The following is a 25,869-nucleotide window of genomic DNA, read 5'->3' on the forward strand; positions in this document are numbered from 1 at the left end:
GTATCATCGGGTTTAGCTTTAGTCATTAATGCCGGGTTGGCCAATACTGCCGTACCATAAGTCGAAGATGCAACTCCGGTCCCCCCCATCGCATCATTACGCGCATCGTAATAATTACCCGCAGCCAGTGCACTAATTGGAGAAAGAAATATGATAGGGAATACTACAGGACGGGAAAATCTCTTCATATTACTGGTTAATTTTGCCATTTTGCCTTAGACCTGTCGAAAAAGAGAGAGAAAGCTCCGGTAAGAGCGATAAGTTTTAGCCGCCGGAAAAATTGATTCAAAGGCAACAATTTATTGCTGTGAAATGAATAATATTGATTGGTCTTTTCAGGCCCGCACCGATTCGAACTCTGATAAGACTCTTTAATGACTTATTTAATTATTTCAAATAAAAGAAAATTTTTACTCCACTTTAAAAATACTAGTAAAATTTCAGTGCTGCAAATCTCATTATTGAGATTTTAGCAAATCTAATGAAATCTTTGCTGTATATCACTTTTTGCAAGCATATATTCTTGTTTGTATGAATTTATTAATAGATAACACTGCATTTCCAGTATAAAAATGTGGCGTATTGCTTGATCTCCTCACTCCCCCTCTTTTTTCATGGATGTACAAGACTCAACGTCTAGACATCGATTTGTTAAGTTATTTTTATTAAACGTGCCGGCAATACGGCATGTGACAGGTCTGAGGCTGTATTCAACTCTGGGTTACCACAGGATATTTTGGTAATTCTACTAATGTGACATTAATAAATTGAAAATTTTAAATTAACATCAAACTTTTTTAACATTTTTTATACGTTCAGGAATTAAAACTATGCCCTCAAGCATAATTGCAGAAAGAATTTAACTGAACAGCGGAAGCTTCCTACTCATACCGGCAGATCGATAGTTTCTGCCCAGATTGAGTTGATGCTTGATTTTATGCTTCGTGGGGAAGTTAAAGGAGAGCCTAACTGACATAGCATCGATTACCCGTACAAGGGAATCAGTGCTATGTCATAAAAGTGAAAAACTGGCAGTTCCTACAATCTGTTGTGATCAGAGTATGTTCACGGAGATCCGATATCCATGTTGAAGCAACCCCAAAATATCCTCTTTAATCAAAGCCAGCTTTAAGGATTTTAGAAATCTATGAATTTGATGCCTGAAAATTACGGCTAAAAAAGTCTATAAATGCCCTAAGCTTCGGCTGTATTGATTTATTATAGGGCCAGACCACGTTTACATCCCGTGCATTTATTCTGTCAGAATATAACGATACAACCTCACCTTTTGCCAGTAAATCTCGGGTAATAAAATTAGGGAGGCAAGCCAGGCCATCGCCATTAACGCAAAGATTTTTCACTAACTCAATGGCATTAACAACCAGAGATTTATCCGGGTTATTGTCTACCAGCTAGGCATGATAGGGTTCTGGCCAACGTTCTATTTTACCTGATGATGGATATTTATATAATAAGACCATGTTATTATTTCTTTCATCCTCGCCGACTTTATAGGCGGGTGAGTGAACAATATCCATGTAAGTGACCCCAATTTTCTTGGGAACTAACCTTGAGTCGGATACTTTGCCAAAGCGGATGACAGCATCAAAACCATCATTTATTAGGTCGATATGTTCATCGGAAAGCATCACCTCAAGGTTTATTTTTGGATATTCTTTGTTAAAGTCTGAAATTATTTTGTAAAAAGCCAAACCTACGTTAGGAAAACTCAATTTTAAAGTCCCGGATATATCCTCATTTCTTTTTTGATAGACTTCTTTTAGGCTTTCCATCTCGCTAAGAATATTTACACTATGTTTAAGGAATATTTCTCCTTCTTCAGTAAGAGACATACTTCTTGTATTTCTATTAAAAAGTTTAACACCATAGTGCTCTTCAAGACGAGTGATGACCTTGCCCACAGCTGAAGCAGTAAGCCCCAACGATGTAGCAGCATCGATAAAACTCATTTTTTGCGCGCATCGAGTGAAAATCATAAATTCTTGGTTAAGTCTCACAGTGGTGCCCCAAAACGAATTGCGGAATTTTTTTCCATTTAGTAAATACTAATCAAAACTACCTGCTTTGTCATCTGATATGCAAATATTGCCTTCCAAATAGAAGAGGGGTAACTCATGAAGAGTTTATTAATTGCAGTGCTTTTTTTTGCTCCCTTTATAGCATCTGCCAGTCAGGTTACAGGCAGTCAAATTAAATACTGGAGCCTATGGACCGATGCACAAGGTGTTTCACATCAATCTCCGTGTAAACTTGACAGCTTAGCTCTTCAAGAATTTAGTGTTAAAGGAAATCCTGAATGGGTTTCTACTGACGATATGAAAACAATCCGATACGTGCTTAATATTATGCCCACTCATTGGTCAGGCACATGGCATAAAAGTCCTGAGCCGCAATGGGTTATTCCTTTGACTGGCAAATGGTATATAGAGTCAATGGATAAAAATAAAGTTGAATATGGTCCGGGTGAAATATCTTTTGGCTATGACATCAAAGCGGTCGAAAAAGAAGGCAAGATAGGACACTTATCAGGGTCTGTAGGTAACGCACCTGCAAGAGTCATGGTTATTCAGGTTGATTCATTACCGAAAAATATCACTGATACTCGCTGCATGGCTGGCGGAGAATTTTTAAAATAACACAGGCATTAAATATGTATAAGGTAATCCACGATAGCTTTAACAATATTATATTCTCAGAAGCTAAAGTAGAAACACTATGGACTGGCGGCCGTTGGCTTGAAGGCCCTGTGTATATTCCATCATCCAAAACATTATTATGGTCTGATATTCCAAATAACAGAATTTTAACCTTCTCGGAAGTTGATTGTCATACCTGTGTATTTGAGAATAATATCGGTCATCAGAATGGTCACTGCCTTGATTTGTCGGGCCGAGTAATAGCCTGTGAACACAGTGGCCGCCGAATCAGCCGTTTAGGTCATTATGGCCATTGGGAATTATTGACCGACAGTTATCAGGGTAAAAGACTTAACTCACCTAATGATGTCATTGTCAAAAGTGACGGTTCAATTTGGTTCTCTGATCCAACATATGGCATTGATACTGATTATCTGGGGAAAAAGCAAAATGCTGAACTCAACATACATGGCGTTTATCGCTATGACCCAGAAACTCAAAGTGCAGAGTTGGTTATTAAAAGTCTGTTGCAACCTAACGGCCTAGCCTTTTCGCCGGATGAAAAAACCTTGTATGTCTCTGACAGTGGGGTAACTCATGCCAAGGATCACCCGGCAACAATCACAGCATATAGCGTGTCAAACAGCGGCACATCTTTAGATGATGCCCGTTTGTTTGCAACTTGTGATAACGGAGTATTTGACGGATTCAGAGTCGATAAACAAGGCAATATTTTTACATCTTGTGCTGATGGCGTAGCAGTCTATAACGTTAATGGTATTCTTATGGGAAAAATTATTATCCCAGAATGCGTATCTAACTTATGTTTTGGAGGACCTCTGCGCAACAGACTTTATATTACAGGCGCAACATCCCTTTACGCAGTTTATGTAAACACATCCCACCAATAACAATTAAGGCAATATCATGACAACCGCGTTCCCATATGCTGGAAAAAGCTTTACTTTATACCTTGCAGAATCTCTGCAGGTTATCAACTCATACTCAGAAGATGGCAAGACTGTATATATAGAATTTTTGAATGGTGATCTCAAAGGAACAAAAATGGATGTTCCTTTTAAATGGAAATCCCTTTCAGATGGAAACTTCCTAATATCTTGGCAGGAAGCAGATAAATCAACTGTAGTTCATTGCGATAATTTTGAACACAAGAAATCACATGCTTTTTATACTATGATGGATGGAAGTTTCTTTGTAATGGAAGGAGGCATTGAACCCACCAAAGATTTTTAAAACTCATTTATAGTGCGGATAAATTTTCTGGTTATGAATATTGAATTTATAACCAGATTTTTTATTAATTATTATTTTTAGTTGAAAGCACTAATATTTTGAAAATGGGTGTCTTACGCCCAGAGAAACCTACAGAGAATCGCTTTATAAGAGTCATTCAACGGAAATCTGCGTGATAAGTGACTATAAATTTACTGCTCCGGTTCCTATTCCTGGAAGATGCAAAGAATAAACTCAATGACGGGCGCAGGGAATATAACCATGAAAGGGAAGATTACTTATATGGACTCCATTAGAAATCAATAATCCCCCACATATTGTGCCGACAGCGCTACCTGAATAATTACTTGAACTATTCAATGCGACAACTACAGCACCATGCTCCGGCTGCATTTTTAAAAGAAAATGTTGCCGAGGGGCTTAAGTTTGCCAATATTTAATTAGTTGGGTCTGGCAGGTTTTTTCCAGTATTATTTACCCCGCCAAGCGAGTACCTGCCAAAAGATTATAATAACTCGGTTTAAGCGTTTGTCATTTATTCTCTGTAGACTTACCAAGAGCTATTCAGCACTCCTTACCCTCCTTGTAAAAACAAAATTGGAAGGTCGTCATGCTCAAAAGTGATATCCTTATCACCTTGGCCATTGCCGTCTGAAATGTTGTACTCGCGTTAATTTTGATTATGTACTCAAGTACCCTCAGACCAGCATGGTTTCTCACGTTATTTATCAGACTTGCTGATGCATGCCCCAACAAGTTAAGATTTTAAAGACCTGTTTTACAAGACAATTTAAATCAGATTAAGGCCCTAACCCGCAATGCAAGACAAAAGCGTTCAGCCAACATTTTACTTTCACGATTACGAGACTTTCGGCACTCATCCGGCGCTGGACCGTCCTGCGCAGTTTGCTGGCGTGCGCACTGACGCTGATTTCAACATTATTGAAGAGCCTCTGGTCATTTACTGCCGCCCTTGCGATGACTATCTGCCTCAGCCCGAAGCCGTGATGATTACCGGCATTACTCCACAGCTCGCACTGTCCAGAGGGTTGAGCGAGGCAGAATTCGCAGCCCAAATCCACGAGGCATTCAGCGTACCGGGCACCTGCATCGTGGGTTATAACAATATTCGTTTTGATGACGAAGTCAGCCGCAATATTTTCTATCGAAACTTCTACGATCCTTATGCCTACAGCTGGCAAAACGGCAACTCTCGCTGGGATTTGCTGGACGTGATGCGCGCCTGTTACGCCCTGCGCCCGGACGGTATTAACTGGCCGGAAAATGACGAGGGTTTCCCTAGTTTCCGCCTGGAACATTTAACCAGGGCCAACGGCGTAGAGCACGAAAATGCCCACGACGCGATGTCAGACGTTTACGCCACCATTGCCATGGCCAAATTGGTGAAACAAGCCCAGCCGCGCTTGTTCGAATATCTGCTTGAACATCGTAGCAAGCATAAAATCAATGCCCTAATCGACATCCCGACCATGGCGCCCCTGGTCCACGTTTCTGGCATGTTTGGTGCCGCTCGCGGCAATACCAGCTGGGTTGCACCCATGGCCTGGCATCCTGAGAACAAGAATGCGGTTATCGTCTGTGATTTAGCCGGTGACATGGCTCCGCTGCTGGAACTGGATTCCGATCAGATGCGCGAAAGACTTTACAGCCGCCGTGAAGATCTTCTGCCTGGCCAGTCTCCTCTGCCCATCAAGCTTTTGCACATCAACAAGTGTCCAGTTTTAGCACCGGCCAAGACATTGCTGCCTGAAAATGCGCTGCGTCTGGATATTGATCGCGAACGCTGTCTGCAAAACTTACAATTGCTGCGACAGAATTCTCAGGTGCGCGAAAAAGTGGTGGCGCTGTTTGCCGAAGCAGAGCCTTATACGCCGTCTGAAGACGTCGATGCCCAGCTTTATAACGGTTTCTTTGGCGATGCGGATCGAGCAACAATGAGAATCATCCAGCAAACCGCTCCTGAAAACCTGCCTGCTCTGGACCTGAAATTCCAGGATTCACGCCTTGAGGAGCTGCTATTTCGCTTCCGCGCCCGCAACTATCCGCTCACGCTGACTGATGCCGAGCAGCGCCGTTGGCTAACACATCGTCAGGAAGCGTTAAGTCCGGAGAAAGTTCAGGATTATGTCTTGCAGCTGGAAGCTCTTTATAATTTGCATGAAGAAGATGCCGAGAAAACCGCCCTGCTGAAAGCGCTGTTCGACTATGGCAAGAAACTGGTCGGCTAAATAATTCACCCTGAATTTTGAGCATAAAAAAGGACCTTTTCAGGTCCTTTTTAGTCTCTGCATTAACAGACTGTGGATTAGATGATTTCTTCGCTCATCTGCGGCGGCGGTTGGCGGAAACGACGAGTGATAAAGGCCAGGTAAGACAGGCCGATGGCCGCCCACACCAGACCCAGCGTCATCGAGCTGGCTTCGAGGTTCAACCAAAGCGCACCCACGGTCAACGCGCCAATCACTGGCAGGATCAGATAATGAATGTGATCGCTGATAGTGCGGTTACGTTTTTCACGAATATAAAACTGTGAAATCACCGAAAGGTTAACGAAGGTAAACGCCACCAGCGCACCAAAGTTAATCAGCGCGGTGGCGGTAACCAGGTCAAAGCTGATGGCCGAAAGCGCAACCACGCCGACCAGAATCACGTTAAATGCCGGAGTACGCCATTGCGGGTGAACGAATCCAAAGATTTTTTCCGGGAATACGCCATCGCGCCCCATCACGTAAAGCAGGCGTGAAACACCCGCATGTGCCGCCATGCCTGAGGCCAAAACGGTCACACAGGAGAAGCACAGAATAACGAACTGGAACGCTTTGCCGCCCACAAACAACATGATTTCAGGCTGCGAAGCGTCTGGATCGTGGAAACGCGAAATGTCCGGGAAATACAGCTGCAGGAAGTAAGACACCACCACGAAGATGACGCCGCCAATCAGCGCAGTCAGGAAAATAGCGCGCGGAATGACTTTATCCGCATTCGGCGTTTCTTCAGACATCGAGCTGATGCCGTCAAAACCAAGGAATGAGAAGCACAGGATCGTTGCACCCGTAATCATTGGCACAGTATGGGCATTTTCAGACCAGAACGGTTTAGAGCTGACCAGAGCAGCAGTGCCCTGGGCGTGATAGACGCCGTAAATCAGCAACGCCACGATAAGCGCCATGATAGCAACCTGAATCACTACAACAAAGCTGTTGATATTGGCAACCAGCTTGATGCCACGCAGGTTAAATGCGGTCATCAGCCCCACCAGCGCAACCACCCAGATCCATGAAGGGAAGCCGGGGAAAATAGCTTCAAGATAGATTTTTGCCAGCAGGATGTTAATCATCGGCATGAACAGGTAGTCCAGCAACGATGACCAACCCACCATAAAGCCGACGTGCGGGCTAATAGCCTTTTGCGCGTAAGTATAGGCCGATCCCGCTGACGGGAAACGTTTGACCAGCTTGCCGTAGCTCACCGCAGTGAACAGGACCGCAATCAAGGCAAAAAGATACGCCGTAGCCACATGACCGTCAGTCATGCTGGTCACGATGCCAAAGGTATCGAAGATAGTCATGGGCTGCAGATAGGCGAGACCCATCATCACCACCTGAACCAAAGTCAGGGTCCGACGAAGCTTGACGCGCGGTGCAGCGGCTATTGTAGCGGTATCATTAAGCGACATGGGCGAGCCTCCCCTGACCTGCAAAGTTCTGGCGTGCTAAGGCCGAATTCAGCAAGGTACTGGGAAAACTTCGTTCGAGGCGACTCGTTGAGTAAAATGGGGGATTAATCTTCACGTCGAAGAAAACAGACGCAAAGGCGGCCGGCTGTGGCACGCGGCAGGAAGCAACACCAGAAGGTATTGGTACAGGTTTGAAAAATTGCCCCATCTTACTATTCCTCATAGTGGCGATCGTTATTTATTTGGGATCGCACACGAAATCTGGTTATCTATCCGGATCTGGGTCCGGCCTCTGTTGAATTAGTTTGAAAAACCATGCAAAAAAAATAACCGGCGCGTTTAGGCGTCGGTTATTTTGCATGAGCGCTATTTTGCACTAATTTAGCGCCCGATGACAAGATTTCGCGGGCTAAAGTTACAAATTTCTTTTAGTAAAACATCCCGTGACTCACTCAATGCCACTCCCGACGACGCGTTAAGCCCTTTATCAGACTTTACTCAGGTTTACTCGGATCTTATTCAGGTATCCCAGTGACAGTTTAAGAAATTCCTCAGGAAAAAATCAGGCATTTCTCAGCATCCAGTCGATCTCGGTTTCAGTCACTCGGCGCTCGAACTGTAATAGCTCGTCAGATTTGCAGCTGTGGTAGACGTGGCTAAAACGTTCACCGAGATATTTTTTCAACTCGGTTTGCTGCTCAAACTCGTTAAGCGCGTCACTTTGGCGGATAGGTAACGGGATCCCTTCCTGCTCCAGACCATTACCGGTGACCGGTTCAGGCAGCGGCAGAATGTTATCAAGGCCAAACAACACTCCGGCCAACACGGTAGCGACCACCAGATAAGGGTTGGCATCAGCGCCTGCAACGCGATATTCCACGCGATGATTCTTGGCATCGCTGCACGGAACGCGCAGTGCAACGGTACGGTTGTTGTGGCCCCATGACGCCTGAGTCGGGACATACATTCCCGGCTGGAAGCGACGGTAAGCGTTGATGTTCGGTGCCAGTATCGCCATTGATGCCGGCATCATGGCAATCATTCCCGCCAGCGCTCTTTTCATCAATGCGGAATCTTCACCCTGCTCATTGGAAAACAGATTTTTGCCGTTGTCATCAAGCATGCTGACGTGAATGTGCATGCCGCTACCGGCATAATCGTCATAAGGCTTGGCCATAAATGTGGCGTCCATCTGGTGATTTTCGGCCACCAGGCGAACCAGTCTTTTCAGCGTCAGCGCATGATCGCAAGCGCCAAGAATATTTTCTGTGTGATGCAAATTGATCTCGAATTGACCTGGCGAGGATTCCGCCACCGCGCCATCAGCCGGTAAACCCTGCAGATGAGCCAGTCGGTCAATGTCGCTGAGTACGTCAGAGAAATGGTCGAGATTGTCGAGAGAATAAACCTGATTCTGTACATTTCTCTCTTGCGTACCTGGCGTACAAGGCGGCTGAAGCGCGCCATCGGCATCCCGCTGCCTGTCGAGCAGATAAAACTCCAACTCTACCGCTATCACCGGGAACAGGCCCCGCTGGCGCAATGTCTGCCAGATATGGTTCAGCACATTGCGAGGTTCAACGTCAAAGGGAGTGCCATCTTCGTCAAGCATGGTTAGCAACAGTTGACCGATATTTTCAGGATCGTTGGCTGAAGGGGTCAGCGTGCCGGGAACGGGGAGGCAAATTCTATCTGGCTCGCCTAATTCCTGCCCAAGTCCGGCCTCTTCAACCACGTTGCCTAAAATATCCATGGCGAAGACGGAGGCGGGGAAATAGCAGCCTTTTTCAATTTTACGCAGAGCTGAAAGTGGGATGCGTTTACCGCGAAAACTGCCGTTTAAATCTGTAAGAAGGACATCAACATGCTGGGTCAGTGGGTGACGTTCCAGGTAATGAGTAACTTCATCCTGGAACGCGCTACTTCGCTCTTCTTCGCCCGGGATAGCGAAGCTGTCAACTTCGATGTTATTAGTTATCAGATCAATTGCTTGCATAAAATTTCCGCCGTTATCCTTTGGATGACGTCTACCGCATTACCCTCATGGTAAGGCGCGCCAACGTTAATTTGCTCTGTTCAATTGCGTTATTCCCGTAAAGTAAAGTGCCAGATAGTTAATAAAAATAAGGTGAAATCTGCTGATATAAGTGTAAATACTCTATAAATATAGACTATGCAGAAGTTTCCGAAACATTGGTTTTAAAAAACCTTCGCGCGAAATATTGGCATTGGCGCTTAAACTCACGATTAGCGCCGCGGTTTGAAAAAGCATCAACAGGCTGTTAGATTGGTAGATCTGCTTAATTAAAAAACTTTGAACATTGCCACGCGAAGTCACTTTTGTTGAACTAACGCAGAACAATGGGAGGGCTGTCATCATTTTAATCACTCAACGAGGCGGTAAAATGGACAATAAATCTTCCACTTTAGAACTTATTCAATCCCAGGATCACGAGCCTTCCGACTATAGCCCGGTCATCGGCGTAGTGATGTGCGAAAATATTATCGATGAAAATCCTGCGTTAACTGTGCACGAAAAGTATCTCGACGCCATTTTTCACGCCAATGGCCTGCCCATTGCCCTGCCTCATGAACTGGCTTCCCGCGAAGGCGCCATCGACAGTATCCTCGCTCGCCTCGATGGCATTTTTCTCACTGGCAGCCCGAGCAATGTCGAGCCACATCAGTATGGCGAAGAAGGCGTTGAGGAACTGGCCGATCCGGGGCGGGACAAACTCAGCATCGCGTTGATTAAAGCGACGCTGGAAAAAGGCATCCCGCTGTTTGCCGCCTGTCGGGGTATGCAGGAGCTGGTTGTCGCTACGGGCGGCACGCTGTATCGCAAGGTCCACGAGCAGCCAGGTTATATGGATCACCGCGAAGATACTGCCCTGCCGCATGACAATCAGTATGATTTAGTGCATCCGGTCGAGATCCAGCCGGGTGGCCTTTTAGCGGAGTTACTGCCAGAATATCAACGCTTTGAGGTGAATTCCTTGCATGGTCAGGGGGCAAGGCGCTTAAGCTCGGTGCTGACAGTCGAAGCGGTCGCGCCGGATAATCTGGTCGAGGCGGTAAGCGTGCGTAATCACCCTTTTGCGCTCGGCGTACAGTGGCACCCAGAGTGGCACAGCCTGACGGATCCTGTCTCAAAGCAGCTGTTCGATGCGTTTATCAGCGCTTGTCGAATCCGCCATGATTTATTGCAGGAATAACGTGCTGCCTTGCGATTTTGCAGGGCAGAAAATAGAAAAAGCCGTCTGCGATTTTATCGGGACGGCTTTTTACATTACGTTTTTCGTTAGATAGTTGGCGTATTAACCAGACCATCAATCAGAATCTGCGGAGTGCCCTGCGAACAGCGCTCGATACGCCCTTTTACGCCGTAAACCCTGGCCAGGCTTTCTGCTGTAATGACCTCTTCCGGTTTACCGTCGGCAATTAGCTGGCCGTCTTTCAGCATCAATACGTTATCGCCGTGACGCAGCGCGATATTGATATCATGCACCACCACAACGGTAATGATATTTCGCTTACGAGTTTCGCGGCGCACCAGATCCATAACGTGAAACTGATAGTTAAGATCCAGCGCGCTTAAGGGTTCGTCGAGCAACAGGAGTGAAGGTTGGCGGATCAATGACTGTGCCAATCCCACCAGCTGTTTTTGGCCACCGGAGAGTTGATCTAGATAGCGCAACGCCAGATGCTCAATTCCCAGCAGCCGCAGCAGTTCCATCACCTTGTCGGTAGTTTGTGCCTGATGGGCCTGACCACCAGACGCGCGCTGGGCGACGATAATCGACTCCAACACGTGTAGATGCACGCCCGCAGGCAGCGACTGTGGCAAATAAACTACCTTCTCGGCACGTTTGGCGAAGGTCATTTTCATCAGGTCGTGACCGTCGAGAATAATCTCGCCCTGCGCCTTGTTCAAACCCGCCAGCGCGCGTAGCAAAGTAGATTTACCGCTGCCGTTGGGTCCAAGCAGTACGGTTATCTCTCCGCGCGGCAGTTTAGGCACCTGCAAGTCGCGGATCACCGCCCGCTTGGGATATCCAGCGGTAAAATCACGAATTTGTAATCCCTGCGTGCCGCTCAGCACGTTAACCGCCTGTTTTGCCAGCGTTAGGCTCATACTGTTCCCCTATGGCGCAAAATAATGCTCAGGAAAAACGGCACGCCTACCAGAGAAGTTACGATGCCGACTGGAATTATCACGCCGGGCACCAAATTTTTAGAGGCGACCGAAGCCAAAGACAGCACCAGAGCGCCAATCAACGCGCTGGCAGGCAAATAGAAACGGTGATCTTCGCCAAACATCATGCGAGCAATGTGCGGTGCAACCAATCCGATAAAGCCGATAGGCCCGACAAACGCCACCGCCAGTGCAGACAAAATGCTAATGCGCAGCAGTGTGCCAAGACGCAGGCGACGCACGTCAATACCAAAACTTACTGCACGATCCTCACCCAAACGTAGCGCGGTGAGTTTCCAGGAACTTTTCATCGACAGTGGCAGCAGGATAACAAAAGCCGCGGCCATCACCGCGAGTTTGACCCAGCTCGCACGCGCCAGGCTGCCCATGGTCCAGAAAACCAGCCCCTGCAATGTGTCTTCGGAGGCAATAAACTGCATCAGCGAGACCAGCGCATTGAAGGTAAACACCAGCGCGATACCAAACAGCACCACGCCAGAGCTGGCAACCTGCGTCCAGCGGGTGATGCCGTCCAGCATCAGCGCCGCGAGTAGCGCAAAGATAAAGGCGTTCGCCGAGATAAACCACTGATCGGGAATTCCCGGAATACCAATATTCAGCACGATAGCCAGCGCGGCACCAAACGCGGCGGCAGAAGACACGCCAAGGGTAAATGGGCTAGCCAACGGGTTATTGAGGATTGTCTGCATTTCGGCACCGGCAAGTCCCAGCGACATTCCCACGACCACCGCCATCAATGCATACGGCATGCGGATATCCCAGACGATGACGCGGGTTCCGGCATCGGCAGCCTGAGCATGGAAAATCGTTTGCCACAGTGTATCCAGCGATAAACCGGCAGGACCCATGACGAAATCAAGCACCAGAGAAGCAAAAATCGCGATGACCAGCACCAGCATCATTGAAAGGCGACGGCGCAGGATGGATTTATAACGGCCCATCACGCTGCCATCGGCACCGGCTTCACTCGGCTGACTGGCTGAATTGAAAAGGGGATCGGTTGTAGCACTCATGATTACACTTATTTCTCGCTTGGCACGGCGTGGCTAAAAAAGGCAAAGTAAGGTCTGTAACAGTAATATAAACGATAACTATTATCAATCCAGCATAACCTGAGCCGCCTCGTTTGGATTAACCAAAAAAGGTAAAAGTGACAATCAAGGAGTAACAAAGCGTGTTGTAAGAGGAAATTCTTTCCCCGCACAGTGGCGGGGAAAGCGTTAAGCGCAGATTATTTCTTTTCTACTTCAGGAAATTCCATTTCTTGATACTTGATGAACTTGGTGCCTTGGGTCAGTTTGTAACCAAACCAGATAATCAGGAACAGCGGAATACCGATGTAGGTTGCCGCCACGCCGTACCAGTCGATTTTATCAGCCAGGAATGCCTGATAGTTCTGACCCAAAGTGATGATCATACACAGTATGAAGGCAAAGATTGGCCCCAGCGGGAACAGGCTCGATTTATAGGGTAGCACGTTGAGGTCACGCCCTTGCGCCACATAGCCACGACGGAATCGGTAGTGGCTAATCGCAATACCCAGCCAGGCAATAAATCCGGTCATACCCGAAGTATTCAACAACCACATATACACGGACTGGTTGCCGTACATCGAACTGAAGAAGCACAGCGCCGCAATTACCGTGGTGGCATACAGCGCATTACGCGGCACACCGCCTTTCGACAGTTTGGCGAACATGCGCGGTGCTTTGCCTTCGGTAGCCAGGTTGTATAGCATGCGGGTTGAGGCATACATCCCGGAGTTACCGGCTGACAGCACCGCAGTGAGAATCACCGCATTCATTACCGCCGCCGCCGACAGCAGGCCAGCATTGCGGAATACCAGCGTAAACGGACTCACGCCGATATCTTTGACGTCGTTACGCAGCAGGCTTGGATCGGTATAGGGAATGATCAGGCTGATGACCAGAATTGCCAGCACATAGAACAGCAGAATACGCCAAAACACCTGACGCACCGCGCGTGGAATATTCTTGCCCGGATCTTCTGATTCGCCCGCCGCAACGCCGATAAGCTCGGTTCCCTGGAATGAGAATCCGGCTATCATCGCCACGCCAATCATCGAGGCAAATCCTCCGGCAAACGGCGCATCGCCGATGGTCCAGTTTTGCCAACCAGCGTGTTCGCCACCCTTCATGATGCCGAAAATCATCAATACGCCAACGACGATAAAGACAATAACGGTCAACACTTTAATCAGCGAGAACCAGTATTCTGCTTCGCCAAAACCGCGAACAGAAATGTAATTCAGCAGGAAGATAATCCCCAGGAACAGCGCGCTCCAGATCCAGCCGGGAGTGTGCGGGAACCAGTAATTCATCACCAGCTGCGAGGCAACCAGCTCAACGGCAATGGTCACCGCCCAGTTGTACCAATAGTTCCAACCCAGCGCGAAGCCAAAGCCTTCTTCAACATATTTCGCACCGTAAGTGGAGAAAGAACCGGCAACCGGCATGTAAGCGGCCAATTCGCCGAGGCTGGTCATCAGGAAATAAACCATCAGACCAATTATTGCGTAGGAAAGCAGTGCCCCACCCGGGCCTGCCTGAGAAACGGTTGCACCAGAAGCCACAAACAGGCCGGTTCCGATAGAGCCACCAATGGCAATCATGGTTAAGTGACGCGCTTTCAGCTCTCGTCGCAGTGTAGGCGTCGCAGCCACCTGCTGATTTTTTGTATGCTTTTGAGCCATCTTTGCCCTATTTCTGCTCGTCGTGAGTAATTTTAGCCGCGGATTGTAACAAAAACCGCCGTGCTGAGTAGCAGGAACACGAGGACATAAGAATGCTTCATAATCGACTGTGGATTATTAGGAGACCCAATACCTTTCACGATGCAGCGGCGCGCAAAGACGCTTCTACATAATGAAAAATAATGAATTTACCATCAGGAAAGTTCTTTGCAGTAGGTCAGAAAACGCGATAGCGCGTTAGAGATATGTTTTTGACGATGGTGAATCAGGTAAAGCTTGCGCACCAGTGGCGGCAATGGAAGCCTGATTTCCACCAGCGAACCACTAAGCAGCTGCTCGGCAATCACCCGCCGTGAAAGACAGCTGATACCAATGCCGTGGCGTACCGCGTGTTTGATCGCTTCGGAATTACCCAGCTCCATGACCAGATTAAAATCGCCAAGCTGGGATAACAGCTGGTGATCAAGCACCTCGCGCGTGCCTGAGCCACGCTCGCGCAGGATCCACGGTGCTTCGGTGAGCATTGCCAAAGTAACCTGCCTGCCGACCAGAGGATTATCCGGCGCGGCAAACACGACCAGCTCGTCGTCAAGCCAAGCCTGGGTGATGAGTTCCGGCATACGACACGGACCTTCAATCAGCCCAAGATCAACGCGAAAATCGGCTACGGCATTTATCACATCGTCGGTATTACCCACATTGAGTTCGAGGGGGGTATCGGGGAAATCCAGCCGGTAACCGGCTATCATCGCGGGCAACATATAGTTACCGATGGTACTGCTGGCACCAATTTTCAGCGAGCCGCTGTCATGGCTGAACAAGCGTTCTATTTCGCTGGCCTGCTCAAGCAGAGCCAAGGCCTTAGGGTATAACAGACGTCCGTGCTCGTTAATCACCAAACGTTTACCCACGCGGTCAAACAGTTTTACTCCCAGCTGCCCTTCTATATCCGCCAAGGCTGCACTGACCGCCGATTGTGATAGAGACAAAACAACAGAGGCCTGAGTGGTTGACCCACTTTTGAGCACCTCGGAGAAAACTTCCAGTTGACGCAGTGTAATATGCATAGAGTCTCGATATCGGTTACCTGCCCTGAATGCTGGCCTATAACTTGTTGATTCATTAGTAAAAAGTGCTCAGCGTCTTATCTGCGCCCCTTGGCCGAATCCGCTCCTCCCGCTTTTTGTCTCACTATTGAGTATAGCTCCATCCGCATTAGCCATCTGCGCCGGGTTATGCTTATTCTATACCAGTTTTTTCGATTGTTTATAGGATTACAATCAATTTCACATTTATAACCCTGCTGGATATGCTTATTCCCAGGCAATCTAAGCAGGATTACATCATGAGCCACGTCCTTTCAGAGCAACATCGAGCACCAAAATTACGTAACCTGAATAAACCGATCTATTCATTTGGACGTCTTTTACCGGGTTTAGTTCTCACCGGGTCAATAACTAGCCTGGTTTTGTGGTTAAGCCACTTCGAATTCCTGATTTCGCTGGGGATGAGCGCGCTAACGCTGGCGATCGTTGTCGGTATGATTATCGGCAATACTGTTTACCCGCTAGCCCGCCCGCAGTGCGCCGAGGGGGTTAATCTGGCAAAGCAGAAACTGCTGCGCCTGGGTATTATTCTCTATGGTTTCAAGCTGACTTTCACCCAAATTGCCGACGTTGGCGCATCCGGCATCGTCATCGATTTATTGACCCTTGGCAGCACCTTTTTTCTGGCCTGCTGGCTTGGCAAACGCGTGTTTGGTCTCGACAGCGAAACCACCATGCTGATAGGCGCGGGTAGCAGCATTTGCGGTGCCGCCGCTGTGATGGCGACTGAGCCGGTATTGAAAGCCGATGCCGAGAAAGTCACGGTTGCGGTGGCGACGGTAGTGATTTTTGGCACCATTGCCATCTTCCTTTATCCGTGGTTATGGCAGTTAAATCAGCACTATCACCTGCTGGAGATCACTGCCACACGCTTTGGCATTTATACCGGTTCAACCTTGCATGAGGTCGCACAGGTGGTCGCCGCCGGGCATGGTGTTTCGCCCGATGCTGAAAATGCGGCGGTGATCGCCAAGATGATCCGCGTGATGATGCTGGCACCTTTTCTACTCATGCTCAGTTTTTGGAAAAGTCGGGGTCAGGCGCACGCTGGTGGCAGCGCTCAAAGCAAAAGCCTGTGGTCGAGCATCACCATTCCGTGGTTTGCGCTGTGGTTTATCGGCGTGGCGGCGTTCAACAGCTTTGGCTTATTGCCGGCAAGTTGGGTGCATAGTCTGTTAACGCTGGATACTATCCTGCTGGCAATGGCGATGGCCGCGCTGGGATTAACCACGCATTTCAGTGCGTTGCGCCTCGCTGGCATGAAACCACTGCTGCTGGCCGGGCTGCTGTTTGCGTGGCTGATTGTCGGCGGTGCAGGCATCAACCTGCTGGTACAGCATCTGCTGTAAGTCACTTCATCTGTCAGGTTTGCGTGAACTTTTAACATTTATTGCCTGCCCAGCTGCCGATAAAGAAGCTATCATTCGGAAAAACAGAATGTCATCAGCAGGGGTTAATATGAAATTTGTAGGGGCACACGTTAGTGCAGCAGGCGGGGTCGATCAGGCAGTTTTGCGCGCACATGAACTGGAAGCGACTGCATTTGCGCTATTCACCAAGAACCAACGGCAATGGCGCGCAGCTCCTCTGGCAGAAGATGTTATTGAACGCTTTAAAACGGCATGTGAAAAATACGGTTACAGCAGTAACCAAATTCTGCCCCACGACAGCTACCTGATTAACCTCGGTCACCCGGTCGAAGAGGCGCTGGAGAAATCCCGCGAGGCGTTTATCGACGAACTTCAGCGCTGTGAACAGCTTGGACTCTCGCTGCTGAATTTCCATCCTGGCAGCCACCTGATGCAAATCGATGAAGATAAATGTCTGGCGAAGATTGCCGAGTCAATCAATATTGCTTTGGATAAAACCAAGGGCGTAACTGCCGTGATTGAAAATACTGCGGGTCAGGGCAGCAATCTGGGCTTTCGTTTCGAACATTTGGCGGCAATTATTGACGGCGTAGAAGATAAAAGCCGCGTCGGTGTCTGCATTGATACCTGTCACGCTTTCGCAGCAGGTTATGATTTGCGCACCGAAGCCGCCTGTGAAGAGACTTTTAAACACTTATCTGACGTAGTGGGGTTCCAGTACCTGCGCGGTATGCATCTCAATGATGCGAAAAGTGAATTCAACAGCCGCGTTGACCGCCACAACAGCCTGGGTGAAGGTAACATCGGTAAAGCTGCATTCAGCTATATTATGCGCGACCCACGTTTCGACAACATCCCGATGATCCTTGAAACTACGAATCCAGATATCTGGATCGATGAGATCGCCTGGCTGAAATCCCAACAAAAAGCCGATCAGGATGAAGCCGCAGCCTGATAAGTTCTCGCTGTAGCGAATGAAGTAAAAAACGAATGAAGTAAAAAACGTCTGATGCTTCGGCTCAGACGTTTTTGTTTAAATTCAGAAATTTAGCTGGCAGGCAGCGGCATAATTAAACGTTTCTCCGCCAACCCCGCAAATCTTGCTTTACCCTTTTACCTCTATTATATCAAACCAGGTCTCAGCCCCCTTCTTTTAGCCCGCCAAATAGTCGTAGTGATCGAGCCAAGGGCAACTGCTGCAATGAAAATCCCCACCGCGGTCATCGAGTTCAAACCAAATTGCTTATAGAGCAGAAGTCCTGTGATCCCGCCGATTAAGAAGGACATGATTGTCACCGAGTGAGTAATAAACTGGCTGCGCTGAGCTTTGATCTGTTTTGATGGATCGCGTCTCATCAGCGTTGCCATCACCGAACCTAAAGATATTCCGGCATCGGTCAACGTGCCCGTAATGTGGGTCGAGCGAACTCGCCCGTTGGAAAGCTGGGTCGAGGTCGAGTTATGTATCCCCATCAGGAAGCTTAGAAACACGATGATTTCATGATTATTTTTCAATGAGAAGAATAATATTTCGAACAGCGAAGTGAGAATTAACAGTATTCCTTCCATCAGTAAAATCAGACTAAATATGGTGCGAATATTATTTTTAATTCCACTAATGGCTATCAGCCGCGAAGTGGTTGATCCAATAACAAACGCGCCAATTATTGCCGACAGTAATAAAACGTCACTTAAGTCAGTATTAGTCATTTCTGAGGATAATTGTGAGGTATTTCCTGACATGTGCGACGGAAAGAAGCCAAAAGCTCCAAGCGCCATAGCATTAAGGATGCCTGCGCTGGTAGCCAGCACTAATGCAAGGTGGCGGTCTTCGGTGTGCGTTCTACGCCCCTTTCTTTTTATCAACATTTTCAACATGATCGCCCCTCATTTAACTTCTGTTTAATAAGTATATATGACTAAACATAACAATTAGCTTATTTACTTAAAGTATTGTAAATGTTTGGGCATTTATTAAAGGTATTCAGCATGAGTAATTAAGAGGCGGTAAATTAATTAGAGTCCAATTAATTTAGTTTAGTAATTAAAAATAAAGTCCCAATTGCTATTTATAATAATAAATTCTTGTCTCAGTGGCAGACTGTTTGATTCATTAAATAAAAAAGCGCTGCGATCAGGCAGCGCTTTATATTTGCAAAAACTTCAAATTAATTAGCTGTTAGCTACCACTTTGGCGGCAACGGCTGCGTCAGAACGTTTCAGAATCGCGTAAGACACGCCAGTCAGAACCGTACCCGCAATAATCGCTACCAGATACAGCAGCACCGGAGTAATTGCGCCTGGGATCAGCAATACAAACAGACCGCCGTGTGGTGCCATCAATTTTGCGCCAAAAGCCATGGAAAGTGCGCCGGTCAAGGCTCCGCCTGCGATACAGCAAGGGATCACACGCATTGGATCACGCGCCGCGAAAGGTATTGCTCCCTCGGAGATAAAGCACAGGCCCAGCACCAGCGCCGCTTTTCCACCTTCTCGTTCACCTTGTTCAAACTTGTGACGCGCCAGCAGCGTAGCGAGGCCCATTGCCAGCGGAGGAACCATTCCCGCCGCCATGATTGCCGCCATTGGGGCATACACGGAAGAACTCAGTAATGCGACACCAAACGCGTAGGCCGCCTTGTTAACCGGACCACCCATATCAGTACACATCATCGCGCCGACGATTGCGCCCAGCAGCACCGCGTTGGCTGTACCCAGTGACTGCAACCAGGCAGTCAGGCCCAGCATGATTTTAGCGACCGGCGTACCGACCACATAAATCATCACCAAGCCGGTTATCAGACTGGCAATCAGCGGAATAATCAGTATCGGCTTAAGAGCTTCCATACTCTGCGGCAGGCGCAGCTTGTTGCTGATAAATTTAGCCACATAACCCGCCAGGAAACCGGCAATAATACCGCCGATGAAACCGGCACCGGTACTGACAGCCAGCATACCGCCGATCAGACCTGGGGTCAGACCCGGACGGTCGGCAATTGAGAAGGCGATAAAACCTGCCAACACCGGAACCATCAAAGCAAAGGCTGAAGCCCCGCCAATCTGCATCAATGCCGCTGCCAGCGTGCCTTTCACTTCAAAGGCCTTGATACCGAAGATAAACGACAGCGCGATACACAAACCGCCGGCGACAACCATTGGCAGCATGTACGACACGCCTGTCAGCAGGTGACGATAAGGACCGCTGCCCGTCTCTTTTTTCTTGCCGGAAGACGCCTGCCCCTGCTTTTTAGGCTCGAACAGTTCGGCTTCAACCAGCGCTTTATCCAACTCTTGTTTAGTCTTTTTCAGTGCCAGACCGGTGGAAGTGCGGTACATCTGCTTGCCCGCAAACTTCTCGAGATCCACCTCGATGTCGGCGGCCACGATGACTAAATCGGCAGCAGCGACTTCTTCAGCAGTGATGGCGTTACCGGCACCCACTGAGCCACGGGTTTCAACCTTGACCCACCAGCCACGCTTTTTGGCTTCGGTTTCAATGGCTTCAGCCGCCATAAAGGTATGGGCCACGCCGGTTGGGCAGGCGGTGATTGCTACGATGCGTTTCGGGCCTGCGGCTACGGGGGCGGCAGCCGAGGCGGTAGTTTTCACAGTCTGCGCCGGTGCCTGATAAGGCTTGGCGTCGATTGCCGCCTGCTGCACAAAGGCGTCCGGCGCACGAACTGCGTCAGCCAGAGACCCTAAATAAACGTTTTTGCCGTTCAGCTCGGCGTCAGCTGGCACTGTATCGCCAACGGCCAACACAATTTCAGCCTCGGCAGCGCGGGTCACGACCTGATGCCCTGCTTTTACCGCGGCAGCCGCAAGCATATCTCTTGCAATCTGCGCGCTCGCCTGTCCAATCGATTTATCTACTATCAGCAGCGTCTTCATACTTGCTCTCCTGCTGTCAATTAAAGGGTTTCAGATCAACACGTGCCATCATCGCCGCCAACTGCGGGCGATCTTTGACACCAACATTGCTTTGGCTCACGGCAAGCGCGGCGACGGCAGTAGCCAGACGCAGCGTGTGCTCGCTTGATTCACGCATCAGCAAACCGTAAATCAGCCCGCCGACCATCGAGTCACCGGCGCCTACGGTACTGACCACTTCACAGGCCGGTGGCTTGGCAATCCACGCGCCAGAAGCGTTTACCCACAGCGCGCCTTCAGCGCCCAGAGAAATCACAACGTGTGCAATGCCCTGATCGCGTAAGGCGTGGGCGGCCTCGACGACGTCGCTTAAATCGTTAAACTTGCGTCCAGCCCAGATTTCCAGCTCACGGCGATTAGGCTTGACCAGCCAAGGTGCAGCTTTAAGTCCTGCTACCAGCGCTTCGCGGCTGCTGTCGAAAATAATGCACGGACACTGACTGCGCAGGCGGGTCATCCAGTCGGTAAATGCCTGAGGATCAACGCCCGCCGGCAAGCTACCGCAAACTGCAACCATGTCGAACTGCCCAAGCCAGCTCAGGGAATCATTAACAAAACGTTCCCAGTCCTGCGGGGTCACTTCGAAGCCGGAGAAGTTAAAATCACTGACCTCACCGTCTTTTTCAGTCAGCTTAACGTTGATACGGGTACGGCCTTCGACCACCTGAAAACGGTTGGCGATGCCCAGACTGCTGAACAGGTGCTGAAAGCCATCCTGATTCTCTTTACCCAGAAATCCGCCCACGGTGACATCTATACCCAGGTCTTTAAGCACCTTGGCAACGTTAATGCCTTTACCGGCGGCGTGCAGACCGGCGGTCTGAACCAGATTGACTTCACCGCGTTCAATTTCAGGGCAATATCCCACTAAATCGTAAGCAGGATTTAAAGTAATAGTGGCTACTCGACGACTCATGCGCCCTCTCCCAGACCTTCGGCAATAGCTTCACCGATAGATTTCAGTGCAACTTCGGCATCTTCACCGCTGGCAGTGAAGCGCAGGTGATGACCTTTTTTCACACCCAGTGCCACGACTTTCATCAGGCTGCGACCGTTGGCTGGTTTACCGCTGCCGTCCAGATTGGTCACTGTAATTTCGCTGTTGAATTTCTTGATGCAGTTAACCAGCGCGGTGCCCGGACGAGCGTGCAGGCCGTGCTCATTGCGGATCACATATTCGGCGGTCAGCACTTCGCTTTGCTCTTCGACTTCGCTGGTCAGCAGCGCCAGCACACCTACCGCATCGGCCGTCAGCAAACGTTCAGCCTTGCCCGCTCTCAGTAGAGAGCCAAGGTAACCCAACAGCTCGACAGGTTTGTCGTCGGCGACAGCAATAGTAAGCAACAACGCGACTTTCTCACCCTCATGTTCGAAAGCAGTCTGAGGACGGCTAACAGTTGCAGCACTGCTCAGGTTGCCGTTAACCGCATCGCTCAGCCACACACCCTGACCCAGACTTAGTGGTTTACTGCTGATTACTTCGCTGACGAACGCAGTATCAACCGCGCCAATCTGCTGTAAACGCCCGGCGTTCAGGGCTTGCAGAGTGATCAGAGTATCGGCGGCAACGTCGACGGAAATCAGCTGAGTGTCGAAACGAAATTCAGCGGCGGTTTTTTCGCCCATTAACAGGCTGCGCAACTCTTCAGTTGAATCCGTTTTAGCCAGCTGTTCCGCCACGCTGTCATCGCTGAGAACGTGGGTGAGTTGGCGAAGCAAGGTAAGGTGTTCATCGGAGCGGGCGGCGATACCAATCACCACGAAGGCTTTTTGCCCTTCACCCCATTCGATCCCCTGTGGAAACTGGAACACCTGAACACCGGTATTCAGCACCAGATCACGCGTGTCGGTTGTGCCGTGCGGGATGGCAATGCCATTACCCAAATAGGTTGAGGTTTGCAGCTCTCGGGCCAGCATTCCTTCTACATAACCTTCGCTGACGCGACCCGCTGCGGTCAACGCGGCGGCGACTTGACGGATTGCGTCCTGCTTATCGCCTGCGGCTGCGCCCAGGTGGATGTCTTGCTGTGACAACTCGAACATAGTTCTCCTCTCCTGCCGAACTTGAATCGTTTCAGCTTTACTGAGAAAAAAGGAGCGCCGCAGGATTATTAAGAATAATCGAACAACGCTGAAACGTTTCACTGAGTCTCATTCTGCGCCGCTTATTTTGCAAGCGTTGCGTGTTTTGGCGTTGCATTTTTATGATGCTACGCACATTTTTCCTTTTTAGTTTCGAGACTTTCAATCAAGCCGAAAAAAGCTGAAGTATAGCTGACAGTGTTTGTTACCGTGGCTGAAGTTGGCTGACGTAAATTTCGCCATATCGCGTTTTGAACATCTCGTGCTGAAAGTGAAAAACGCCCTGCTTAATTACGATCAAAACCCGTGTTTGTTATTTAAAACAAGCGTATTATTCGCGCGAATTTCCTCTCCGCTACAATATTATTCGGGTATACACCTAAAAAATGACCGTTTTTACCACCACAGCGCGCCGCCTGCGTTTGCCTGACATGACGTCAAGCGCGTTCCTGATCATTGCTTTTTTGACCGGTATCGCCGGTGCGCTGCAGACCCCGACGCTGAGCCTTTTTTTGACTTCCGAAGTCAAAGTCTCGCCCTTTATGGTCGGACTCTTTTTTACCGGCAGCGCGGTGATGGGGATTCTGGTCAGCCAGTTTTTGGGGAGTTGGTCAGATAAAAAAGGCGACCGCAAAACGCTGATTCTTTTTTGCTGCATTCTTGGAGCGCTGGCGTGTGTGCTTTTCGCCTTTAACCGCAGCTATTTCATCCTGCTGTTGGTCGGCGTGCTGCTTTCCAGCTTCGGCTCGACCGCTAACCCGCAAATGTTTGCTCTGGCGCGTGAACATGCCGACAAAACCGGCCGCGAGGCGGTGATGTTCAGCTCAATTTTGCGAGCGCAGGTCTCACTGGCATGGGTCGTCGGCCCGCCGCTGGCTTTCGCGCTGGCGCTGGGCTTTGGTTTCACCTTTATGTATTGCGCGGCGGCAGCGGCCTTTTTGTTGTGCGGACTGATGGTGCGCGGCTTCCTGCCTTCAATGCCTAAAGCGGTGTTGACGGGCACTGTTCCTCTGCAAGCACCGCGCGTTAATCGTCGCGACACGTTAATGCTCTTTATCGCCTGCTCGCTGATGTGGGCCGCAAACAGTATCTATCTGATTAACATGCCGCTTTATGTCGTTAAAGAGCTGCATTTACCGTCGAAGCTGGCAGGAATGCTAATGGGCAGCGCCGCATGCCTGGAAATCCCGACGATGCTGATAGCCGGATATCTTGCCAAACAGCTGGGCAAGCGTTTTCTCATGCGTTTTGCGGTCATTAGCGGCGTGTTTTTCTATTCAAGTCTACTGTTCTTCACTGGCACCGCAGAGCTCATTGCCATTCAGGTGCTGAATGCATTGTTTATTGGCATTCTCGCCGGGATTGGCATGCTGTATTTTCAGGACTTGATGCCGGGTCAGGCCGGTGCGGCGACTACGTTGTTTACCAATTCAACGCGAGCGGGCTGGATTCTGGCGGGTTCAATAGCGGGATTAGTGGCGCAGTTCGCCAGCTATTACGCGGTATTTTACGCGGCGCTGGCGATGGTGGTGATTTCGGTAGGCTGTATCTGGCGGATAAAAGAAGCTTAAAACTGAGCTTATGGCGCCGCGCGGAAAATCAGGGCGCGGTATCGGCTTCAAGGGTAATTAAATAGGTCAATGCCTGATCGCGATGGGTAAAACACATCTCGCGGCTGGCCTGCAGGCTGGCACAGACTTTTGGCCGCAGCGGCGAGGTAAAAATCTTGCACATAAAGTTGTCTGCCAGTTGAACGCAGCGGGTATTGGCAGGTTTACCGTTAGGCATACCCGGGATCGGGCTCGAAATCGAAGGCGCGATACAGCAAGCACCACAGTCTGTACGACAGTCCATCGGTAGCTCTCCTCTGGGCTGCGATTGAAGGGCGGATGGGCACCAGACCCATTAGCCGCAGACAATAGCAGCACGGTGAAAATCTCACCAGACAAATCGCCAAAATCCCGCTACAACGGCCATTTCGTCACTCTTTTTGAGCTAGCTACTTGCCTGAAATCACGCGCGCGAGTAACGTGTCGCCCATTATCCAAACTTTTTGCAAACAGGTTATTTTTATGGCACGTGCTAATGAAATTAAACGCGGTTTCGTTGTAAATTACGACGGTAAATTGCTGCTGGTTAAAGATATCGACGTTCAGAGTCCTAGCGCGCGTGGCGCAAGTACGCTGTACAAAATGCGGTTCTCCGACGTGCGTACCGGCATGAAAGTTGAAGAGCGTTTCAAGGGTGACGACATCATTGATACCGTGACTTTGACCCGCCGTAAAGTGAACTTCTCCTACGTTGACGGCGACGAGTACATCTTTATGGATGACGAAGACTTCACGCCTTATACCTTCAATAAATCGCAGATCGAAGAAGAGCTGCTGTTTATCCCTGAAGGCGGTCTGGCCGGGATGCAGGTTCTGTTGCTGGAGACTCAGTTGCTGGCGCTGGAAATGCCACAAACTGTTGATCTGGAAATCATCGAAACCGCGCCTGGCATCAAAGGCGCGTCTGCCAGCGCTCGTAACAAGCCCGCAACGTTGAGCACCGGCCTGGTGATTCAGGTTCCAGAATACTTGAGCAGCGGCGACAAAATTCAGATTCATATCGCAGAACATCGCTATATGGGCCGCGCATAAGCGTTTAACCCTTATGTTTTTCAGAGCGCTGCGGCGCTCTTTTTTTTGCCTGCAATTAATCAGTCAGCTTGTTTGCAGCATAGTTATGATCTGTCTCACAAATGCGCCTTAATATTTGGACTTACCAATTCTCATTGCTGTTATATCACTTTACACTGAATGCTTGATTAAACGGCTGATTAAGACGAAAAATCGACCTTAA

General features: G+C 49.1%; 20 protein-coding genes and 2 pseudogenes. 9 read left to right on the plus strand and 13 right to left on the minus strand.

Annotated features, from left to right (window positions below):
* Together SPM24T3_RS19510 and SPM24T3_RS19515 are read right to left on the minus strand one after the other, a co-directional pair.
* Window positions 1-188: pseudogene (locus tag SPM24T3_RS19510) on the minus strand (conjugal transfer protein TraF); the annotation flags it as partial.
* 957 nt (window positions 189-1,145) lie between these two features.
* Window positions 1,146-1,997: pseudogene (locus SPM24T3_RS19515) on the minus strand (LysR family transcriptional regulator).
* Between the two features lie 138 nt (window positions 1,998-2,135).
* On the opposite strand from SPM24T3_RS19515, the gene SPM24T3_RS19520 reads away from it, so the two are divergent.
* From SPM24T3_RS19520 to sbcB, 4 genes are all read left to right on the plus strand, one after another.
* A complete protein-coding gene (locus SPM24T3_RS19520; RefSeq protein ID WP_009638535.1) occupies window positions 2,136-2,657 on the plus strand; it encodes a hypothetical protein in 522 nt (173 codons plus the stop codon).
* Window positions 2,658-2,671: 14 nt separating this feature from the next.
* Window positions 2,672-3,568, plus strand: coding sequence for an SMP-30/gluconolactonase/LRE family protein (locus SPM24T3_RS19525; protein ID WP_009638536.1), 897 nt, complete (start codon window positions 2,672-2,674; stop codon window positions 3,566-3,568).
* A 16-nt stretch (window positions 3,569-3,584) separates the two neighbouring features.
* Complete coding sequence (locus SPM24T3_RS19530) at window positions 3,585-3,911, plus strand: hypothetical protein (protein WP_009638537.1); 327 nt, start codon at window positions 3,585-3,587, stop codon at window positions 3,909-3,911.
* Between the two features lie 818 nt (window positions 3,912-4,729).
* Window positions 4,730-6,160 (plus strand): exodeoxyribonuclease I, encoded by a 1,431-nt coding sequence (gene sbcB / locus SPM24T3_RS19535; protein WP_009638538.1) that lies wholly within the window; start codon window positions 4,730-4,732, stop codon window positions 6,158-6,160.
* 77 nt (window positions 6,161-6,237) lie between these two features.
* Here the strand turns inward: sbcB and SPM24T3_RS19540 are convergent, their stop codons facing one another.
* Both SPM24T3_RS19540 and SPM24T3_RS19545 read right to left on the minus strand, forming a co-directional pair.
* Complete coding sequence (locus SPM24T3_RS19540) at window positions 6,238-7,608, minus strand: APC family permease (protein ID WP_009638539.1); 1,371 nt, start codon at window positions 7,606-7,608, stop codon at window positions 6,238-6,240.
* Window positions 7,609-8,170: 562 nt separating this feature from the next.
* Window positions 8,171-9,589, minus strand: coding sequence for a glutamine synthetase family protein (locus SPM24T3_RS19545; protein WP_037379226.1), 1,419 nt, complete (start codon window positions 9,587-9,589; stop codon window positions 8,171-8,173).
* 424 nt (window positions 9,590-10,013) lie between these two features.
* Between SPM24T3_RS19545 and puuD the strand changes: the two genes are divergently transcribed.
* Window positions 10,014-10,823: a gamma-glutamyl-gamma-aminobutyrate hydrolase gene (puuD, locus tag SPM24T3_RS19555; protein ID WP_009638543.1), complete on the plus strand. Its 810-nt coding sequence runs from the start codon at window positions 10,014-10,016 to the stop codon at window positions 10,821-10,823.
* Window positions 10,824-10,909: 86 nt separating this feature from the next.
* Here the strand turns inward: puuD and SPM24T3_RS19560 are convergent, their stop codons facing one another.
* The 4 genes from SPM24T3_RS19560 to yieE all read right to left on the minus strand — a co-directional run bounded on the left by SPM24T3_RS19560 (window position 10,910) and on the right by yieE (window position 15,604).
* Window positions 10,910-11,743, minus strand: a complete 834-nt coding sequence (locus SPM24T3_RS19560) for an ABC transporter ATP-binding protein (protein ID WP_009638544.1) — start codon at window positions 11,741-11,743, stop codon at window positions 10,910-10,912.
* Entirely contained in the window at window positions 11,740-12,837 is a 1,098-nt protein-coding gene (locus SPM24T3_RS19565) for an iron ABC transporter permease (RefSeq protein ID WP_009638545.1), read from the minus strand. Before SPM24T3_RS19565 ends, SPM24T3_RS19560 begins: the two co-directional genes overlap by 4 nt.
* Window positions 12,838-13,055: 218 nt before the next feature.
* On the minus strand, window positions 13,056-14,537 hold the full coding sequence (locus tag SPM24T3_RS19570; protein ID WP_009638546.1) for an amino acid permease: 1,482 nt from the start codon (window positions 14,535-14,537) through the stop codon (window positions 13,056-13,058).
* Window positions 14,538-14,731: 194 nt separating this feature from the next.
* Window positions 14,732-15,604: a DNA-binding transcriptional regulator YeiE gene (gene yieE / locus SPM24T3_RS19575; RefSeq protein WP_009638547.1), complete on the minus strand. Its 873-nt coding sequence runs from the start codon at window positions 15,602-15,604 to the stop codon at window positions 14,732-14,734.
* Window positions 15,605-15,882: 278 nt separating this feature from the next.
* Between yieE and SPM24T3_RS19580 the strand changes: the two genes are divergently transcribed.
* Both SPM24T3_RS19580 and nfo read left to right on the plus strand, forming a co-directional pair.
* Window positions 15,883-16,992 (plus strand): YeiH family protein, encoded by a 1,110-nt coding sequence (locus SPM24T3_RS19580; RefSeq protein WP_009638548.1) that lies wholly within the window; start codon window positions 15,883-15,885, stop codon window positions 16,990-16,992.
* Window positions 16,993-17,101: 109 nt separating this feature from the next.
* Window positions 17,102-17,968 carry a deoxyribonuclease IV gene (nfo, locus tag SPM24T3_RS19585; protein ID WP_009638549.1) on the plus strand — a complete coding sequence of 289 codons (867 nt, stop codon included), beginning with the start codon at window positions 17,102-17,104 and terminating at the stop codon, window positions 17,966-17,968.
* Window positions 17,969-18,135: 167 nt separating this feature from the next.
* Here nfo and SPM24T3_RS19590 read toward each other — a convergent pair whose 3' ends face one another.
* The 4 genes from SPM24T3_RS19590 to fruB all read right to left on the minus strand — a co-directional run bounded on the left by SPM24T3_RS19590 (window position 18,136) and on the right by fruB (window position 22,986).
* Entirely contained in the window at window positions 18,136-18,891 is a 756-nt protein-coding gene (locus tag SPM24T3_RS19590; protein WP_009638550.1) for a YoaK family protein, read from the minus strand.
* A 294-nt stretch (window positions 18,892-19,185) separates the two neighbouring features.
* Window positions 19,186-20,904 carry a PTS fructose transporter subunit IIBC gene (gene fruA / locus SPM24T3_RS19595; protein ID WP_009638551.1) on the minus strand — a complete coding sequence of 573 codons (1,719 nt, stop codon included), beginning with the start codon at window positions 20,902-20,904 and terminating at the stop codon, window positions 19,186-19,188.
* Between the two features lie 16 nt (window positions 20,905-20,920).
* Window positions 20,921-21,859, minus strand: coding sequence for a 1-phosphofructokinase (fruK, locus tag SPM24T3_RS19600; protein WP_009638552.1), 939 nt, complete (start codon window positions 21,857-21,859; stop codon window positions 20,921-20,923).
* Window positions 21,856-22,986, minus strand: coding sequence for a fused PTS fructose transporter subunit IIA/HPr protein (fruB, locus tag SPM24T3_RS19605; RefSeq protein WP_009638553.1), 1,131 nt, complete (start codon window positions 22,984-22,986; stop codon window positions 21,856-21,858). Before fruB ends, fruK begins: the two co-directional genes overlap by 4 nt.
* A 425-nt stretch (window positions 22,987-23,411) precedes the next feature.
* Between fruB and SPM24T3_RS19610 the strand changes: the two genes are divergently transcribed.
* Window positions 23,412-24,596 (plus strand): sugar efflux transporter, encoded by a 1,185-nt coding sequence (locus tag SPM24T3_RS19610; protein WP_009638554.1) that lies wholly within the window; start codon window positions 23,412-23,414, stop codon window positions 24,594-24,596.
* A gap of 28 nt (window positions 24,597-24,624) precedes the next feature.
* Here SPM24T3_RS19610 and SPM24T3_RS19615 read toward each other — a convergent pair whose 3' ends face one another.
* Window positions 24,625-24,879 (minus strand): YkgJ family cysteine cluster protein, encoded by a 255-nt coding sequence (locus SPM24T3_RS19615; RefSeq protein ID WP_009638555.1) that lies wholly within the window; start codon window positions 24,877-24,879, stop codon window positions 24,625-24,627.
* 218 nt (window positions 24,880-25,097) lie between these two features.
* Between SPM24T3_RS19615 and yeiP the strand changes: the two genes are divergently transcribed.
* On the plus strand, window positions 25,098-25,667 hold the full coding sequence (gene yeiP, locus SPM24T3_RS19620) for an elongation factor P-like protein YeiP (protein WP_009638556.1): 570 nt from the start codon (window positions 25,098-25,100) through the stop codon (window positions 25,665-25,667).
* Window positions 25,668-25,869: the final 202 nt, after the last annotated feature.

Origin of the sequence: Serratia sp. M24T3, assembly GCF_000257645.1 — a bacterium.
In the GTDB taxonomy this organism is placed as follows: domain Bacteria; phylum Pseudomonadota; class Gammaproteobacteria; order Enterobacterales; family Enterobacteriaceae; genus Rouxiella.